Raw genomic sequence first — 17,622 nt, forward strand, 5'->3', positions numbered from 1 at the left:
GGGCGGCTCGGGTGGGGCCGGGTTACGGGCGGCCCCTGGCGGCGGTGCACCGGACGGGTGCGGTCCGGACCGGGTTTCCCCCGGTGCCGGACCGCACCGCTGGGATCAGCTCAGGCCCTCGATGGTGGTGCGGACCTTGGTGATGATGGCGTCGGGGATCGGCGCGTAGTCGATGCCCGACAGGATGCCCTGGCCGTCCTCGCTGGCGATGTAGCGCAGGAACGCCTTGGTGGCCGGCAGGGTGGCGGCCTTGTTGCCCTTGTCGCAGGCGATCTCGTAGGTGACCAGGGTGAGCGGGTAGGCGCCCTCGGCCTTGGTGTTGTAGTCCAGCTTCAGCGACAGGTCGCTGCCGGTGCCGACGACCTGCGCGGCGGCGACGGCCTTGGTGGCGCCGTCGGAGGAGGCCTTGACCGGGGCCGAGGCGCCCGTGTCGACGGCGACGGTGCCCAGACCGTCCTTGGCGTACGACAGCTCCATGTAGCCGATGGCGCCGTTGGTCTGCTTGACGCCCTGGGCGACACCGGAGGAGCCGGCCGCGGCCTGGCCGCCCTTGGCCTGCCAGGCCTTGCCGCCCTCGTACTTCCAGTTGTCCGGGGTGGCGGCGATCAGGTACTTGGTGAAGTTGTCCGTGGTGCCGGACTCGTCCGAGCGGTGGTACGGCTGGATCTTCAGGTCGGGCAGCTTCGCGTCGGGGTTGAGCTTCGCGATCGCGGCGTCGTTCCAGTTGGTGATCTTGCCGTCGAAGATCTTGGCGATCGTCGCGGCGTCCAGCGTCAGGTTGTCCACGCCCGAGACGTTGAAGGCGACGGCGATCGGACCGGCCACCATCGGCAGGTCGATGCCCTGGCCGCCGGAGCAGACGGTCTTGGACGCGGTGACGTCCTCGGGCTTGAGCGCGGAGTCCGAGCCGGCGAAGGCGACCTGGCCCTGCGTGAACGCGGTGACACCGGCGCCCGAGCCGGAGCCCTTGTAGTTCACCTGGACGCCCGAGCAGGCCTGGGTGAAGTTCTTGACCCAGGCGTCGATCGCGTTCTTCTGCGCGGAGGAGCCGTCGGCCAGCAGCTGGCCCTTGGCGTCGTCACACTTGATGGAACCGGCGGCCGCGGTGGCGGAGGAGCTGTTGTCGCTGCTGGAGCCGGTGTCGTCGGAGCCGCACGCCGTGAGGGCCAGGGCGCCGGAGACGGCGAGAGCACCGAGGGAGAGAGCCCGCCGGTTCATGCGCTGAAGCTTCACTTGAGGAAGATCCTTCCAGGAGCCGCCGTCCTGAATCCGGCGGCGTGCGGAGTATGCAGAAGTCTGCTCGGCACGGACACGACCACCCGGGTCGCGCACCGCACCGCGTAAGGCCGAAATTAGGCAGAACAGGTGAAGGCGCCTACGGGCGCGGGTGAACGGGGGGTGAACCCCTGGCGGCGGTGCGGTTAGGTCACGGAACGCTTACGTCGAGGACACGAGGCGGTTCCGGCGGCCGGTCGGCACCGCCCACCCGTTATGCCAGGTGCAGGACGTGGAGCAGCGCGTCCACGAGGGTGCGGTCCCTCGGCTGGGTGAGCCGGTCGCGGGCGGCCGGCGGAGGGAGCCAGAGGAGGCGGTCCACCTCGTCGTTCGGGGCGAAGGCGCCCGACACGGCCTCGGCCGCCCAGTAGCGGACCTGCTTGGGGCGGCCGTTCGCCTCGTAGTCCACGGTCGGCAGCCGGGTTCCGGGCGCCGCCCGGTAGCCCGTCTCCTCGTGGACCTCCCGCAGGGCCGCCGCGAGCGGGTCCTCGTCACGTTTCAGCTTGCCCTTGGGGTGCGACCAGTCGTCGTACTTGGGGCGGTGGACCAGACAGAGTTCCAGCCCGCCGTCCGCCGGTGAGCGGCGCCACAGCACACAGCCCGCCGCCTGGACGGGGAAGTCGTCGGGGTCGTCCGCGGTGCTCACCTGGTCCTCACCACCTGTCCGGTCAGGGTGCTCCGATGGTCTGTTTCTGCCACGACCGCTGGAACGCGTACCGCGCGGCCTCCACCTCATGCCGCTGGTCCGCGTGCAGCACGCCGAGCGCGTACGCCGTCGCCGGCGCGATCCGGGGGGTGCGGGCCGCCTGGGCCGCGGCGGAGGACGCCTCCGAGGCGTCGCGGTGCCGGTCGAGCGCCTCGCCCGCAGCGAGCAGCCGGACGTCCAGAGGGGTGCTCCGGCCGTGCACGACCTCGCAGGCGTAGCGGTGCAGTCGCAGCAGCAGGCGGACCTGATGCCAGGGCGCGTCCTGCGGGTGCGGGGCCGGGTCCGGGGAGAGGCCGTGGATCAGGGCCTCCGCGTTGTACGGGCTGCCCGCGGTGACGAGCGGCAGCGCGGTGACCGCGTCGGCGAGGCGTTCCTCGGCCGCGCCGGCCAGGGGGCGCAGGTCGGCGCCGGGGGCGGTGGCGGTGAGCGGGACCTCGCTGGCGAGGACGGCGACCTTGTCCGCGACGGCGTGGAAGCGGGAGGAGCCGAGGGCCTGGAGGGCGGTGGAGTGGGCCCGGGTGCGGGCGAGGGTGAGCTGGCGGTCCAGGAGGGCGCCCGCCTTCGCGGCGCCCACGGTGAGGTTTCCGCGGTCCGGGGTCGCCGGGTGGAGGGCGGCCCGGTCGGCCGGACCCGGGCCCGCGGAGCCCGCCGCGCCGGCCAGTTGGCTGGGTACGGGCGCCGCGCCCGACAGCCGGTTGAGCGCCAGCAGCAGCCGCTCCAGACGGGCCCCGTACGCGTGCTCCAGGGCCAACGTGCCGGACAGCCAAGCCAGTTCGGGGCGGATCCCCTCCGACCACTCGGGCTCGAGGAGTGGACGGAAGGTGTGCAGGCTGCCGCTGATCCGACGGGCCGAGCGGCGCAGGGCGCGCACCGCGTCGACGCGCACCTCCGCGCTCGCCGGACCGCCCGCCGAGGCGCTCGACGAGCCGTTCGACGCGGCGCCGCCCGTCTCCCGGTGCAGGCGCAGCGCGCGGAGGAACTCCGTGGCCTGGCCCCGGAGATAGCCCGCGAGGGCGTCCCCGGTGGACACGGGCCCGGCCGTGGGGTCCGTCAGGTCATGGTGTCGCTGTGCCACGCCGGCGCCTCCGGGCGTCTATGAGCATCTCCTGGACGTTGCGCAGGGGCGCGCCGTCCGCGTCGTGCGAGTGCCGGATCCACTCACCGTCGGGGCCGAGGTGCCAGGAGGCGGTGGAGTCGGACATACCCGTTTCCAGGAACCGGTTCAGGGACGCCCGGTGGGCCGGGTCGGTCACCCTGACCAGGGCCTCGATACGGCGGTCGAGGTTGCGGTGCATCATGTCGGCGCTGCCGATCCACACCTCGGGCTCCCCGCCGTTGCCGAAGCCGAAGACCCGCGAGTGCTCCAGGAACCGGCCCAGGATGGAGCGGACCCGGATGTTGTCCGACAGGCCCGGCACGCCCGGACGCACCGCGCAGATGCCGCGCACCCACACGTCGACCTGCACGCCCGCCTGGGACGCGCGGTAGAGGGAGTCGATGAGGGCCTCGTCGACGATCGAGTTGACCTTGATGCGGACGTGCGCGGGCCGTCCCGCGCGGTGGTGCTGGATCTCCTTGTCGATGCGGGCGATCAGACCGTCCCGCAGGGACTTGGGGGCGACGAGGAGACGGCGGTAGGTCTCGCGGCGGGAGTAGCCGGAGAGCCGGTTGAAGAGGTCGGAGAGGTCCGCGCCGACCTGCGGGTCGGCGGTGAGCAGGCCGAGGTCCTCGTAGAGCCGGGCCGTCTTCGGGTGGTAGTTGCCGGTGCCGACGTGGCAGTAGCGCCGTAGCGTGTCGCCTTCCTGACGAACCACCAGCGACAGCTTGCAGTGCGTCTTCAGGCCGACGAGGCCGTAGACGACGTGGCAGCCGGCCTCCTCCAGCTTGCGCGCCCACTTGATGTTGGCGTGCTCGTCGAAGCGGGCCTTGATCTCGACCAGGACGAGGACCTGCTTGCCGGACTCGGCGGCCTCGATCAGCGCGTCGACTATCGGGGAGTCGCCCGAGGTCCGGTACAGGGTCTGCTTGATGGCGAGGACGTCCGGGTCCAGCGCCGCCTGCTCCAGGAACGCCTGCACGGACGTCGAGAAGGAGTCGTACGGGTGGTGCAGCAGGACGTCCCGGCTGCGCAGGGCCGCGAAGATGTCCGGCGGGGACGCCGACTCGACCTCGGCGAGGTCGCGGTGGGTGCCGGCGATGAACTTCTTGTACTTCAGCTCGGGCCGGTCGAGGCCGCTGATGCGGAAGAGGCCGGTGAGGTCGAGCGGGCCCGGCAGCGGGTAGACCTCGGCCTCGCTGATCTTCAGCTCGCGCACCAGCAGGTCGAGCACCTCGCGGTCGATGGACTCCTCGACCTCCAGGCGCACCGGCGGCCCGAAGCGGCGCCGCATGAGCTCCTTCTCCAGGGCCTGGAGGAGGTTCTCGGCGTCGTCCTCCTCGACCTCGAGGTCCTCGTTGCGGGTGAGCCGGAAGGCGTGGTGCTCCAGGACCTCCATGCCCGGGAAGAGTTCCTCCAGGTGGGCGCCGATGATGTCCTCGATGGGGACGTACCGGCCGGGGGAGCTCTCCAGGAAGCGGGACAGCAGCGGCGGCACCTTGACGCGCGCGAAGTGCTTGTGGCCGCTGACCGGGTTGCGTACGACGACCGCGAGGTTGAGCGAGAGACCCGAGATGTACGGGAAGGGGTGCGCGGGGTCGACGGCGAGCGGGGTCAGCACCGGGAAGATCTGGTGCCGGAAGAGCGTGAACAGGCGCGCCTGCTCCTTCTCCGTCAGCTCGCCCCAGCGGACCAGGTGGATGCCCTCCTCCGCGAGGGCGGGGGCGATGTCCTCGTGATAGGTCGCGGCGTGCCGGGCCATGAGCTCGCGCGAGCGGGCCCAGATCATCTCCAGCACCTCGCGCGGCTGGAGACCGGAGGCCGAACGGGTGGCGACCCCGGTGGCGATACGGCGCTTGAGACCGGCCACCCGGACCATGAAGAACTCGTCCAGGTTGCTGGCGAAGATGGCGAGGAAGTTGGCCCGCTCGAGGAGGGGCGTGTTCGGGTCCTCGGCGAGTTCCAGAACGCGTTCGTTGAACGCGAGCCAGCTGCGCTCCCGGTCGAGGAAGCGGCCCTGGGGCAGCTGGGGGCCGTCGTACGGCGCCTCCTCGTACGTGTCGAGGTCGGCGTCGATGTCGGGCTCGAGATCGGAGACCACGGCGGAGACGGTGTGCGGGCGGTGCGCGGCTATGGAGCCCACGGAGGGCTGCGCGTGCTGGACCTCGGCCTGGGCGTCTGACTGGCTCATGGACCCATTCTTCCGCGCCAGGAGCGTGACAGGCGCGTCGGAACGTGCGGGCGGGATCGCGTGGGGGCCTCCGTGGGGCTGATTTCCCTCGGGAGGCGGCGAAGGCTCGGGCACGGCGGGCTTCATTCGCCGAGGGTCGCAAGGTCGTCTGAACCGATGGTTACGGCGACATGGCGTGCGGGATATCGGGGAGCGGCTCGCGGGGGTCGATGTCGTGGAACGACGGTGTGCGGGCCGGGCGGCGTGCGGTGCGGCGGGCTGGGCCGGGGACGGACTGTGGATGGCCTGGGGGTGATCCCGGCCGTGATCCGGGGGTGATCCGGGGGTGATCCGGGGGTGATCCGGGGGTGTGTGGGTTCCTCCCCCTCCGTGGAGGGACCCACACACCCCCGGGACCGGTGGCCGGAAGGGACCGGATCAGGCCGCGGAGGCGGTGGCCGTGCGGCGGCGCAGGAGGAGGAACGCGGCGGCGGTGGCGAGGGCGGCGACGGCCAGGACGACACCGGTCTCCACGAGCTGGATCGGCCAGTAGTGGGACTCGGGGTGGTAGGTCGTGTAGGAGCCGGTGATGCCCAGGTCGTCGAGGCAGCGCCGCGCTTCGGCGGCCGTGCCGTCGCAGGTCCAGTAGCCGATGTCCGGGGTGCGCCGTCCGTGGATCAGCACCCCGTTCTCCAGCTCCCAGGCGTTGTCCGGAAGGCCGACCCCGTCCGCCGGGGAGGTGCGGGTGACGGCGGGCCAGAAGGAGTCGCGGTACCGCGCCACGACGAAGGCGAGCAGCCCGCTCGCGGCGACGGAGACCGCCAGTGCGGGCAGTGCGCGGCGCAGCAGGAGCGCGGTGAGCACGCCGAAGGCGAGCGCGCAGAGGACGTACGCGAGGCCGGCCGGGCCGCGTGAGAGGTACGCGTCGTCGCCCATCCAGCCGTTGTACGTCAGGACCCGGTTGGCGCCCCATGCCCAGCGGTACACCAGGACCAGCACGGTGACGCCGGCGGTCAGGGCGAGCGCGGGGACGGCGAGCTTGGCGGTGAGCCAGCGGGCGGGGGTGATGCCCTGGGCCCAGGCGAGGCGCGCGGTGCCGTTCTCCAGCTCGCGGCCGATCAGCGCGCCGCCCGCGAAGGCGGCCACGCCGAGGAAGCAGAACGAGATCAGCAGGCCGACCCAGCGAAGCGACTCGCCGTAACCGACCCAGCCGATCGTCATGTCGCACAGGTCCTGGCCCGCACGCTCACAGGCCTCCCACTCCGCGAGCTCCTCCTGGGCGGCGATCTCGGTGAGCCACACCAGCCAGCCGCTCAGGGCCAGTACGACGGCGGCCCAGACGAGGAGGGCGGTGCGGTGCAGGCGCAGCACGGTGCGGACGGTGCCCCAGGCGGTACGGCCGTCCGGGCCGCCGCGGCGGGCCGGTCCGGCGGGCGCCTCCTCGACGGCGACGGCGCCGGCGGTCATCCGGCGGCCTTCGCGCCGACGCGCGTGGGGGTGGCGGTCGAGCGCCTGAGCAGGACGAACGCGGCCACGGCGAGGGCGGCGGCCACGGCCAGCACGAGGGCGGTCGTGGTCAGCTGGAGCGGCCAGAAGTGGGACTCCGGGTGGTAGGTCATGTAGAAGCCGGTGGCGTCGAGCTCGGCGTAGACCTTCGCGCAGCCGCCGAGGACGGCGGTCGGCCCGCAGCCGGGATCGGCGATGTGCGCGCCGCCGGCGGTGACCAGGCCCGAGTCGACGCCGAGCCCCGAGACCCGGTAGCCGTCGGCGAGGCCGGTGACGCTGGTGACGGCCGGCCACAGGTGCGGCATGACCAGGTCGGCCAGAAACCGCGTGGCGCCGACGCAGACGAGGGCGAAGACGAGCGCGGGCAGCGTACGGCGCAGCAGCACGCCAGCGAGGGCGCCGCCGGCCAGGCCGGTCAGGGCGAAGGCGACGGTGGTGGGGCCGTTGGTGTGCAGGGTGAGGTTGGCGTACCAGGAGTCGGCGGTGTCGATGCTGCCGTCGCCTGCCGTCCACATCACGCGGTGCAGCGCGACCAGCAGGCCGGTGCCCGCGGTGACCAGGGCCGTGGGCACGATCAGCTTGGTGGCGAGCCAGCGGGTCGGGGACAGGCTCTGCGTCCAGGCGAGCTGCGCGGTGCCGTGCTCCAGTTCGCGGCCGAACAGCGCGGCGCCCGCCCAGGCGGCGACGACGAAGGGGAGCGTGGTCAGCGCGCCGGTCGTGTACGCGTACACGTCCTTGTAGCGGACGATCGAATCCTGGTCGTAGCGGCAGGAACCGCCGTTGTTGCAGGCCTTGTCGTACTCCCGCCAGGCCGCGGCCGACGCGTCGGTCAGCGGACCCCCCAGCCACAGAAGGCCGACGGCGAGGACGGCGACGGCACCGATCCAGAGGTACAGGGCGGGCCGGTGCAGACGGAGCAGCCAGCCCGGTCCGGGGGCGGTCGTGGTGGCCACCGAGAGGGTCGGGGACGGGGCGAGGTCGGTCATACGGCGGCCTCCTCGGGCTCGGCCGGGGTGAGCGGGGCAGCCTGCGGGTTGCGCAGATAGGCGAGGACGAGCTCCTCCAGGGAGGGCGTCGAGGTGCGCCAGTCGTCGGCGAGCGGGCCCGCGGGGCGCACCAGGGCGGTGAGCTGACGGCCGGTGACCCGGGACTCGACGACCGTGTGCGGGGCGAGTTCCGGCAGGCCGTGCGGGCCGCTGTCCGGGGCGCCGTCCGCAGGGGTGGGCCGGGTGGAGCCCGTGGCGGTGCTCACGCGCGTGTGGGCGGCGAGCAGGCCGTCGATCTCACCGGCGAGGCGTACTCGGCCGCCGCCGACCAGCAGCAGGTGGTCGCAGGAGTCCTCCAGCTCGGCGACCACGTGCGACGACATCACGATCGTCGTGCCGTACTGCGCCGCCCGCGCCATCAGGGTGCCCATCAGCTCGTGCCGGGCCAGTGGGTCGAGGTCGGCCATCGGCTCGTCCAGGAGGAGCAGCTCGGGCCGCTTGCCGAGGGCCAGGGCGAGCGCGACCCGGGTGCGCTGGCCGCCGGAGAGGGAGCGGATCTTCTTCCCGGGGTCGAGATCGCCCGCGGAGACGATCCGCTCGGCGGTCTCGGCGTCCCAGCGACCCGGGTTGAGATCGGCGCCCACGCGCAGGGTCTCGGCGACGGAGAGCTGGGGGTACAGCGGCTTGTCCTGGGCGACGTAACCGACACGCGCGCGGGCGGACGCGGGGTCCGTGCCGAGGACGGTGACGCTGCCCTCGGTGGGGGCCAGCAGGCCGGCGGCGAGGGCGAGGAGCGTGGACTTGCCCGCGCCGTTGGGTCCGACGACGGCACAGACGCGCCCGGCGGGGAGGCGGAACGTGCAGTCGCGCAGCGCCCAGCCCCCGCGCCGGCCGAAGCGCTTGCCGAGCGCGGTTGCCGCCATGGCGGTGTCGGTCATGAAGGGTCTCCAGAATTCAGGTCGTGCCGGTCGTGCCGGTCGTGCCGGTCGTGCATGTCGGTTCGGCTGTGCCGGTTCGGTCCGTCGGGCCGGTCGGTTCGGCTGTGCCCGTCGGTCGGGTCGTTCGGGTCCGGCACGGCGAAGTGCTCGTCGAGTACGGCGGTGAAGAGTGCGGCCACGTCGTCGCGGTCCAGTGCGGCCTCCCGGGCCCGTACGGCCCAGGCGTCCAGTTCCGTGCGCAGGGGCGAATCGACGGGGGTGGTGTTCAGCCCGCGCCGGACGAAGGTGCCCACTCCGCGCCGGGCCTCCACCAGCCCGTCGCGCTCCAGCTCGCGGTACGCCTTCAGCACGGTGTTCGGGTTGATGGCGGTCGCCTCGACGACCTCGCGGGCGGTGGGCAGCTTGTCGCCGGGCTGAAGCACGCCCAGGCGCAGGGCCTGCTTCGTCTGCTGGACGATCTGGACGTAGGTGGCCACGCCGCTGTGCCGGTCGATGCGGTATTCGACCACTGGACAACCACCCTTTCACTAATTGAGTAGTGAAAGGGTGATGGAAGGTGGGGCTCGAAGTCAAGAAAAAATCGTGCGCCGAACCGTGAACCGATGGGCGGGGCCCGTCCGATGAGGGGATGTGAGCGAAACGAGAAGCGACGGGGAGCTGCTGCGGGCCATCGCGGCGGACCGGGACCGTCACGCCTTCGAGGAGCTGTACCGGCGGTACGCACCCTGGCTGACCGCGCGCCTGCGCGGCCGCTGCGCGGACGCCGGAACAGTCGACGACGTCGTGCAGGAGACCTTCCTCGCGGTGTGGCGCGGCACCGCCCGCCACCGCCAGGAGGGCTTCTCCGACGACGCCGCCGGCTGGCTGTGGCGCATCGGCTCGCGGCGGCTCGTCGACGTCGTGCGCGGGGACGGGGCGCGCGGCCGGCTGCGCCAGGCGCTCTACCGGCTGCGCCACCGCGACGAGGCCTCGGCGGAGGAACGCGTGCTCGCGGGGGTGGAGCACGGGGACCTCGCCGGGGCCCTCACCCGCCTCTCGCCGGAGCTGCGGGCCGTCCTCCAGGCGACCGTCATCGACGGGCTCACCACCCGGGAGGCGGCCGTTCTGCTCGGCATCCCGCCCGGCACCGTCAAGACGCGGGCCCTGCGTGCCCGCAAGCAACTGCGGGAGGCGCTGGCATGAGGCGGCACGTGTGCGGAACGGACCCGCGCGGACGCGCGGGTGACGGACAGTCGAGGGAGGTCGTGGCATGACGTGGCATGTGGCTGAAGAAGACCTGCGGGCGTACGCGCACGGCGAGTTGGCGCCGCCGCTGCTGTGGTCCGCCGACACCCACCTCACCGGGTGTGCGCAGTGCAGGGCCCGGCTCGCGCAGACCACCGACCCCGTCGCGCTGGACGCCGGCTGGGAGCGGCTGGACGCCGAGCTGGACGCACCGCGGCAGGGCCTGCTCGAGCGGCTGCTGGTGCGCCTCGGGGTGGCCGACCACACCGCGCGGCTGCTCACGGCGACCCCGGTACTGCGCCGCTCCTGGCTTCTGTCGGTGCTGTTCCTGCTGGTCATGACGGTGCTGGCGGTGCGGGTGGCGGACCGGCCCGCGCTGTTCCTCGCGCTCGCCCCGCTGCTCCCGCTCGCCGGGGTCGCCCTGTCGTACGGCCCGTCCCTGGACCCGACGTACGAGATGGCCGTCGTCGCCCCGCTGCACGGCTTCCGGCTGTTGATGATCCGCACGGTCGCGGTGCTCACCGCGGGCCTGGCGTTCAACGGCCTGGCGACGCTGGCGCTGCCGGGGTACGGGCTGCTGGCCCTGGCCTGGCTGCTGCCCGCGCTCGCCCTCATCGCGACGGGACTCGCGCTGACCGCCAGGCTGGGTCCGGTCGTCGCGCCCGCCCTGGTCGGCGGCGCGTGGGTGACGCTGCTGGTGGTGGCGAAGAGCCAGGTGCACGCCCACGACACGCTCGCCCCGTTCACGGTGGCCGGCCAGTCGGCCGCGGCGGCCGTGGCGGCCCTCGCCGCTCTCCTGCTCTACCAGGCCCGTGACCGCTTCGACGCCCGCCCGCTGGGCGGCTTCCCGGACGGCGGCACCAAGTGACGGGGCCACCCGCCCCCACGGCCCCCGCCCCGGCCCCGCCCGCCCACCGGACTTCCAGGAGCTTCACATGACCACCGCTTCCACCGGCCCCGCCACCCTGACGGCCACCGACCTCTCGCTGCGCTTCGGCGGTACCCGTGCCCTCGACGGGGTCTCGCTGCGGCTGACGCGCGGTGTCACCGGGCTGCTCGGCCCCAACGGCGCCGGCAAGACCACCCTGTTGCGGGTGCTGGCCACGGCCGTGCCCCCCGACGGGGGCGCGTTCACGGCCCTCGGGCACGACCCCGGCACCGCGTCCGGCCGGCTCGCCCTGCGCCGCACGATCGGCTACCTGCCCCAGACCCCCGGTTTCCACCCGGAGTTCACGGCCTTCGAGTTCGTCGACTACGTGGCCATCCTGAAGGAGCTGACCGACCGCGGTGCCCGGCACCGCGAGGTGCGGCGGGTGCTGGAGGCCGTCGACCTCTCGGAGGTGCGCGGGACACGCATCAAGCGGCTGTCCGGTGGCATGCGGCAGCGCGTCGCCCTGGCCGCCGCGCTCGTCGGCGAGCCCGGCTTCCTGGTGCTGGACGAGCCGACGGTCGGTCTCGACCCCGAACAGCGCATGCGCTTCCGCGAGTTGATCGCCCAGGCCGGCGAGGGCCGCACGGTACTGCTGTCCACCCACCAGACGGAGGACGTGGCGATGCTCTGCCACCGAGTCGTGGTGCTGGCCCGGGGCCGCGTCCACTTCGAGGGCACCCCGGCCGACCTGACCGCCCGCGCGGCCGGCCGGGTCTGGAGCAGCACGGAACGCGATCCGAACGCCCTGGCGGGCTGGCGCACCGGCACCGGAAGCTTCCGCAACATCGGCGATCCGCCGACCGGCGCCGAACTCCTCGAACCCACCCTGGAGGACGGCTACCTGCTCACCCTCGACGGCGAGAGCGCGGAGGTGACGGCGTGAGCACCACGACCCCGACGATCACGGAACCCGCCGCCACGCTCACCGAGCCGCCGCGCGAGGGCCACCGCACCAAGGCCGTCCTCGCCCTCACCCGCTTCGAGACCCGCGAACTGCTCCAGCAGATCCCGGTGCTGTTCTTCTTCGCCCTGTACGTCGTCATCATCGCCCTGCGGCTGATGAGCAACGACGGCATGGACGACTTCCCCGTCCTCAACACGGTCGACCGCCGCACCCAGGCGACGCCGCTGCTGTTCGCCCTCGCCCTGTTCATCTGCGCCAACGCGGCAGCGCTGCGCTCGCGGAAGCACGGCACGGTGCAGCAGTTCGGGGTTCTGGCCATGGAGCCCTGGCGGCGCACCCTCGCCCATGTGCTCTCCGTGATCCCCTACGCGGGACTCACCGCGCTCGCCGTCGCGGCCGAGTACACCCGGGAGGCGCTCAAGCCCGGCGCGATCGGCCACGGCTCCTTCGGGGAGCTGGCCGTCGGCCCCCTCAGCGTCCTGCTGGCAGGCATCACGGGCGTGCTGCTGGCCCGTCTGCTGCCCTCCTCCTTCGTGCCCATACTGTTCGTCATCGCCGTGTACGTGCTCGGCATCCTGGTCTCCGGACTCATCGACGTCCGCCAGGAGTGGGTGGCGTGGCTCGACCCGATCCAGTTCTTCTCGTCCAACGGCGGCGACCCGGTCCCCTCCGACCTGCTGGGCCGCCCGGCCGGCTGGCACGCCCTGTACGTGACGGGGCTGTGCGCCGTGCTGACCTGTGTGGCCCTGCTGGTCGCCGGCGGCCGCACCCGGGCCGTCAAGGCGGCGACCGCGCTCGCCCTCGCGGCCACCGCGGCCGGTGTGATCGGCCAGCTCCCCGGTGACGCGTCGGCTCTGGACGCGGCGCGCAGGACGGCGTCCGACTCCCCGGAGAAGGTCCAGTCGTGCACGACGTACGACGGCTCCGCGTACTGCTCGTTCCCCGAATGGAGCGGTGTGCGGGAGGACTGGGCCGAGGTCGTCGACCGCGTCAGGTCCGGGGCCGGCGGCACTGCGGCGGAGTCCTCGCTGACGATCCGTCAGCGCATCTACACGGACGGCGGAGTGGAGACGGACGGCGCCCTGGACCCCTCCACCACTCCCGGTGAGGTGACGGTCGGTACGCGCTGGGGCGGCAACCGCGTCCCCGAGTTCGCGGTCGGAGTCGCCACGGTCCTGGTGGGCGGCTCGGAGGACGTGACGACTGAGCCGATGTGCGGCGCCCGCGCCGTGACCATCATGTGGCTGGTCCTGGGCCAGGACCCCACCCCGACGGCCACCTTCCAGAACGTGCGGCTGGACGACAGCACCGCCGGCTCGGGCGTGGTCCTGTCCCCGACGAGCGGACTGAGCCTGTCGGGCCCGCAGACGACGGTGATCGGGGAACTGCTGGACCGGCCGCGTGCCGAGATGACGGCCCGGGTCAAGGCCCACTGGACGGAGCTGACGTCCGCGCGGACGACGACCGCCCAGGCCGCGAAGCTGCTGGGCGTCGAGGTGCCGAAGGAGGCGGACCAGTGCGGGGAGTAGCGCGAACAGCGACGAGAGGGCTTCCGGCGGACCTGCTGCGGCCCCTGGTGCCGCCGGTGTGGCGCGGCCTGCCCCGGCGGGCGCTGACCACGGCCGGCGGGCTGGGCCTGCTGCTCGCCGGCAGCACCCGGCTGCCGGACCACGCTCCGGACGCCGAACTGGGGCGGCTGGTCCTGCGCCTCACCGCCCTCACCGGCGCACTGGGCCTGGCCTTCCTGCTGGACGACCCGGCCCGCAACACCACGGCGACGACACCGGTGGGCCGTCCGCGGCGAACCGTGCTGCGACTGGCCGTCGTCGCCCCCCTGGCGGCCCTGTGGTGGGTGGCGGTTCTGCTCCTGACCCCTGCCCCGACCCGCCCCGCGCTCGGCCCGGCCACGCTCGAGGCCGCGGGGACGGCCTGCGCCGCCCTCGCCCTCGCGACGATCGCCGTCCGCTTCACACAGACGGCGGAAGTGGGCAGGAGCGCGGCGATCTGGCTGGGGACGGCGGCCGCGGTGGCGGTACTGGTCCCGAACCGGTGGGGCCTGCTGGGCACGTCCCAGGACCCCTACTGGGCGGCGACGCAGGTGAGATGGGCGGTGGTGCTGGGGGCGACGGTCACGCTGAGCGTGCTGTGGACACCGGAACCGCTGCGGGGACGACCCCGCAGACACGGGCCGGGCCGGCTCGGTCCGTCCGGCGGCGGCCACTCCGGATGAGGTTCAGGCGCGGTCGCGGTCCAGGCTCTCGGGTGAGCTCCTGGATCTCCTCGGCCCGCTCAGGTCTCCGTCCGGTACATCAGGTCCGTCTCATGGGTGAGGAACCCCAGCCGCTCGTACACCGACACCGCGGCCTTGTTGTCGGCGTCGACGTACAGCATCGCCGTCGGCAGGCCCTGCGCCGCGAGATGCCGCAAGCCGATCGTGGTGAGGGACTTGCCGAGGCCGCCCCCCTGCGCGCCGGGGGCGACCCCGAGGACGTACACCTCACCGAGCTGCTCCTCGGCGTGCACCTTCGTCCAGTGGAAGCCGACCAGCCGCTCGCCGTGGAAGGCGAGGAAGAAGCCGGCGGGGTCGAACCAGGGCTCGGACCTGCGGGCGTCGAGGTCGCGCTGGGTGAGGGAGCCCTGCTCGGGATGGTGCGCGAAGGAGGCGGCGTTGACGGCGAGCCAGGCGGAGTCGTCCTTCCCGGGGACGAAGGCACGGACGGTCACGCCCTCGGGCAGCACCGGGTCGGGCAGTTCGAGGTCCGTCAACGGCCGCCGCATCTGGCGCAGTTCGCGGAACAGGGAGAGACCCAGGACCTGGGCGAGGTGCCGGGCCGCGGAGTGACCGCCGTGGGCCCACACCCGAAGCCGCTTGCCGGAGGCGGCGAGCAGGGCGGAGCCGAGTGCGCGGCCGTGTCCGTGGCCGCGGTGCGAGGGGTGGACGACCAGTTCGGCGGCGGGTGCCTCGACCGGATCGGTGTCCTCCAGCTGGGCGTAGCCGACGAGTTCGTCGCCGAGGGTGAGGACCAGGTGGGAGACATCTTCGCGGGCGCCTCCGCGCAGCTGGAGGCGGCCCTGTTCGGACACCGCCTGCTGGCCGTCCGTCCGGGCGGCCTCCGCGAGCAGTTCGAGGACGGCCTCGGTCTGTTCGGGGGAGAGCTCGGAGTGGGTCTCGATGGATCGGGAGCCGGGGATCCGTGCGATGTCGTCGCTGGTCATGCGTACGAGGGTAAGGGTCGGGACGCACAAAGTGGCGGCAAGGGGAGAGGCGGAAGGCTGCGGTCCGGAAAGGCAAAGCAGAGGGTAAGCGCAGGACAAAGGGAAACCAGGATGTAACCAAGAACCCCCTGTCGCGCTACGCGCGTTGACCCTAGGCTGCGCCGGACGGGGCCACTTCCTCATACGTCTCTCAGGGCCGGTCGGGCCCGGGGGACGCAGACACCACAGGCAGACACCTCAGGGGGGCGCATGCCAGCCACTTCCCAGCCGCATCCGAACGGCAGACGTCGTACGTACCGTCTTCTCGCGGCCGCCGCGGGTCTCGCCACCGCCGGTGCCATGGCCGCCGCGCTCCCGGCGGACGCCCATGACACCAAGCACTCCAAGCCGCTGCCGAGCCGTTACCAGGACGTGCAGCTGCTGTCCTTCAACGACCTGCACGGCAACCTCGAGCCCCCGTCCGGCTCCTCCGGCCGGGTCACGGAACTCCAGGCGGACGGCACGACGAAGACGATCGACGCGGGCGGTGTGGAGTACCTCGCCACGCATCTGCGCGAGGCCCGCAAGGGCAACACGTACTCGGTCACCGCGGCCGGCGGCGACATGGTCGGTGCCTCCCCGCTGATCTCGGGTCTGTTCCACGACGAGCCCACCATCGAGGCGCTGAACAAGCTCGACCTGGATGTCACCTCGGTCGGCAACCACGAGTTCGACGAGGGCGCCAAGGAGCTGGCCCGGCTCCAGAACGGCGGCTGCCACCCGACGGCCGGCTGCTACACGGACAAGAGGTTCAAGGGGGCCGACTTCCCGTACCTGGCGGCCAACGTCCTGAACGAGAAGTCCGGCAAGCCGATCCTCAAGCCGTACTTCGTCTGGAAGAAGAAGGACGTCAAGATCGGCTTCATCGGCGTGACGCTGGAGGACACCCCCGGTGTGGTGTCCGCCGAGGGCGTCAAGGGCCTGAAGTTCAAGGACGAGGTCGAGACGATCAACAAGTACGCCAAGGTGCTGCAGAAGCAGGGCGTGAAGTCGATCGTGGCGCTGATCCACGAGGGCGGCCTGCCGGCCTCGGGCTCCTACAACTACAACTGTGACGCCCCGGGCGCGGGCGCCGGCATCTCCGGCCCGATCGTCGACATCGCGAAGAACGTCACGCCCGCGGTGGACGCGCTGGTGACGGGCCACACGCACGCCGCGTACGCGTGCACCGTCCCGGACCCGTCGGGCAAGCCGCGCACGGTCACCTCGGCCGCGTCCTTCGGCCGCCTGTACACGGACACCACGCTGACGTACGACCGGTTCACCGGTGACATCGCGCGTACGGCGGTCAAGTCGGCGAACCACGTGGTCACCCGGACCGTCGCCAAGGCGCCCGACATGACCGAGCTGATCACCAAGTGGAACACCCTGGCGGCGCCCGTCGGCAACCGGGCGATCGGCTACATCTCCGCAGACGTGCCCAGCACGGGCACCGAGTCCCCGATGGGCGACCTGATCGCGGACGCCCAGCTCCGGTACGGCAAGGAGCTCGACCCGGAGACGGACCTCGCGCTGATGAACCCGGGCGGCGTCCGCGCGGGCCTCACCTACGCGGCCAAGGGCAGTGAGGGCGACGGCGTGGTGACCTACGCCGAGGGCTTCACCGTCCAGCCGTTCTCCAACACCGTGAACCTCCAGGACTTCACCGGCGCCCAGCTGATCCAGGTCCTCAAGGAGCAGGTGAGCGGGACGAACGCGAGCGCGCCGAAGATCCTTCAGCCGTCCGCCAACCTGACGTACACGCTGGACCTGACGAAGAGCGGCGCCGACCGTGTCGTCACGGACTCCATCAAGCTGAACGGCGCGGCGATCGACCCGGCCGCCACCTACCGCGTCTCCACCAACAGCTTCCTCGCGGGCGGCGGCGACGGCTTCACGACGCTGGGCCAGGGTACGAACGACCTCGTCGGCGTCGACGACCTGACCGCCCTGGAGCAGTACCTGCTCGCCAACTCCTCGGCCACGGGCCCGATCGCCCCGCCGACGGCGAACCGGATCGCGATCGTGCAGTAACCCACGAGCGACCCGCGAGCACAGCGGTTCACGAGGTGGCCCCGTCACCGACGGGGCCGCCTCTTCGTATTAAAACCTGTGTGAGTTCTCGGTTGGTTCCCGATGCCGCCTGAAAACTCGTCTCAGCCGCAATTCATCGAGGTCTAAGCGGAATTGGCTTTTTCTTCTTCCGTCGTCCCGTAGTGTTTTCCATGTCGAAAGCGAACGACGCGAAAGCGAAGTAAGCGAACAGAGCGAACGGAGAACGCCATGAGCTTCCACAAGATCACCCCGGTCAAGAAGGCCCGCAAGACCGCTGCTGTCCCGGCCCCGAAGCCCGTCGCCAAGAAGAGGGCCGCGAAGAAGGTCACCCCGAAGCGTCGCCCGGTATCCCATAAGGGCTGATGTGCAGTAGGAACTGTTGCAAATCTGCGACAGATAAGCCACGCCTAAAACCAACATAATCAGCACCTGATAAATGGAGAGGTAATTCCCATGAGCTTCCACAAGATCACCCCCGTCAAGAAGGCCCGCAAGACTGCTGCTGCCCCGGCCCCGAAGCCCGTCGCCAAGAAGAGGGCCGCGAAGAAGGTCACCCCGAAGCGCCGCCCGGTCGCGCACAAGGGCTGACGGCACGCC

16 protein-coding genes and 1 pseudogene are annotated in these 17,622 nt (G+C 72.1%); 8 read left to right on the forward strand and 9 right to left on the reverse strand.

All coding sequences use genetic code 11. The features are described from left to right. Positions 1-105: 105 nt before the first annotated feature. From pstS to ACFVYS_RS30410, 8 genes and pseudogenes are all read right to left on the reverse strand, one after another. Entirely contained in the window at positions 106-1,233 is a 1,128-nt protein-coding gene (gene pstS / locus ACFVYS_RS30375) for a phosphate ABC transporter substrate-binding protein PstS (RefSeq protein WP_389507184.1), read from the reverse strand. A 256-nt stretch (positions 1,234-1,489) separates the two neighbouring features. Next, on the reverse strand, positions 1,490-1,921 hold the full coding sequence (locus ACFVYS_RS30380) for an NUDIX hydrolase (RefSeq protein WP_389507186.1): 432 nt from the start codon (positions 1,919-1,921) through the stop codon (positions 1,490-1,492). A gap of 22 nt (positions 1,922-1,943) precedes the next feature. Further along, positions 1,944-3,056 carry a CHAD domain-containing protein gene (locus ACFVYS_RS30385; protein WP_389507187.1) on the reverse strand — a complete coding sequence of 371 codons (1,113 nt, stop codon included), beginning with the start codon at positions 3,054-3,056 and terminating at the stop codon, positions 1,944-1,946. Next, complete coding sequence (locus ACFVYS_RS30390) at positions 3,037-5,394, reverse strand: RNA degradosome polyphosphate kinase (RefSeq protein ID WP_389507189.1); 2,358 nt, start codon at positions 5,392-5,394, stop codon at positions 3,037-3,039. The genes ACFVYS_RS30385 and ACFVYS_RS30390 overlap by 20 nt, the downstream gene beginning before the upstream one ends. Before the next feature lie 291 nt (positions 5,395-5,685). Beyond that, positions 5,686-6,714, reverse strand: a complete 1,029-nt coding sequence (locus ACFVYS_RS30395; protein ID WP_389507190.1) for a hypothetical protein — start codon at positions 6,712-6,714, stop codon at positions 5,686-5,688. Then, on the reverse strand, positions 6,711-7,739 hold the full coding sequence (locus ACFVYS_RS30400; RefSeq protein WP_389507192.1) for an ABC transporter permease: 1,029 nt from the start codon (positions 7,737-7,739) through the stop codon (positions 6,711-6,713). The genes ACFVYS_RS30395 and ACFVYS_RS30400 overlap by 4 nt, the downstream gene beginning before the upstream one ends. Then, a complete protein-coding gene (locus ACFVYS_RS30405; protein ID WP_389507194.1) occupies positions 7,736-8,677 on the reverse strand; it encodes an ABC transporter ATP-binding protein in 942 nt (313 codons plus the stop codon). The genes ACFVYS_RS30400 and ACFVYS_RS30405 overlap by 4 nt, the downstream gene beginning before the upstream one ends. 140 nt (positions 8,678-8,817) lie before the next feature. Then, positions 8,818-9,186: pseudogene (locus tag ACFVYS_RS30410) on the reverse strand (GntR family transcriptional regulator); the annotation flags it as partial. A 121-nt stretch (positions 9,187-9,307) separates the two neighbouring features. On the opposite strand from ACFVYS_RS30410, the gene ACFVYS_RS30415 reads away from it, so the two are divergent. From ACFVYS_RS30415 to ACFVYS_RS30435, 5 genes are all read left to right on the forward strand, one after another. Beyond that, positions 9,308-9,859 carry an RNA polymerase sigma factor gene (locus ACFVYS_RS30415; RefSeq protein ID WP_389507196.1) on the forward strand — a complete coding sequence of 184 codons (552 nt, stop codon included), beginning with the start codon at positions 9,308-9,310 and terminating at the stop codon, positions 9,857-9,859. Positions 9,860-9,926: 67 nt separating this feature from the next. Further along, positions 9,927-10,769 carry a zf-HC2 domain-containing protein gene (locus ACFVYS_RS30420; RefSeq protein WP_389507198.1) on the forward strand — a complete coding sequence of 281 codons (843 nt, stop codon included), beginning with the start codon at positions 9,927-9,929 and terminating at the stop codon, positions 10,767-10,769. Between the two features lie 67 nt (positions 10,770-10,836). Then, positions 10,837-11,715: an ABC transporter ATP-binding protein gene (locus ACFVYS_RS30425; RefSeq protein ID WP_389507200.1), complete on the forward strand. Its 879-nt coding sequence runs from the start codon at positions 10,837-10,839 to the stop codon at positions 11,713-11,715. Beyond that, on the forward strand, positions 11,712-13,265 hold the full coding sequence (locus ACFVYS_RS30430) for an ABC transporter permease (RefSeq protein ID WP_389507202.1): 1,554 nt from the start codon (positions 11,712-11,714) through the stop codon (positions 13,263-13,265). The genes ACFVYS_RS30425 and ACFVYS_RS30430 overlap by 4 nt, the downstream gene beginning before the upstream one ends. Continuing rightward, entirely contained in the window at positions 13,253-13,966 is a 714-nt protein-coding gene (locus ACFVYS_RS30435; protein WP_389507203.1) for an ABC transporter, read from the forward strand. Before ACFVYS_RS30430 ends, ACFVYS_RS30435 begins: the two co-directional genes overlap by 13 nt. Before the next feature lie 59 nt (positions 13,967-14,025). Here ACFVYS_RS30435 and mshD read toward each other — a convergent pair whose 3' ends face one another. Further along, positions 14,026-14,952, reverse strand: a complete 927-nt coding sequence (gene mshD, locus ACFVYS_RS30440) for a mycothiol synthase (RefSeq protein ID WP_389507205.1) — start codon at positions 14,950-14,952, stop codon at positions 14,026-14,028. Between the two features lie 249 nt (positions 14,953-15,201). Between mshD and ACFVYS_RS30445 the strand changes: the two genes are divergently transcribed. The 3 genes from ACFVYS_RS30445 (at position 15,202) to ACFVYS_RS30455 (ending at position 17,613) form a co-directional block, all read left to right on the forward strand. Continuing rightward, a complete protein-coding gene (locus tag ACFVYS_RS30445) occupies positions 15,202-17,004 on the forward strand; it encodes a bifunctional metallophosphatase/5'-nucleotidase (RefSeq protein WP_389507206.1) in 1,803 nt (600 codons plus the stop codon). A 249-nt stretch (positions 17,005-17,253) separates the two neighbouring features. Beyond that, positions 17,254-17,388, forward strand: a complete 135-nt coding sequence (locus tag ACFVYS_RS30450) for a hypothetical protein (protein WP_389507208.1) — start codon at positions 17,254-17,256, stop codon at positions 17,386-17,388. Between the two features lie 90 nt (positions 17,389-17,478). Next, a complete protein-coding gene (locus tag ACFVYS_RS30455) occupies positions 17,479-17,613 on the forward strand; it encodes a hypothetical protein (protein WP_389507210.1) in 135 nt (44 codons plus the stop codon). The last annotated feature ends 9 nt before the right edge of the window (positions 17,614-17,622 follow it).

This window comes from Streptomyces sp. NPDC058295, assembly GCF_042880655.1.
In the GTDB taxonomy this organism is placed as follows: Bacteria; Actinomycetota; Actinomycetes; order Streptomycetales; family Streptomycetaceae; genus Streptomyces; species Streptomyces coriariae.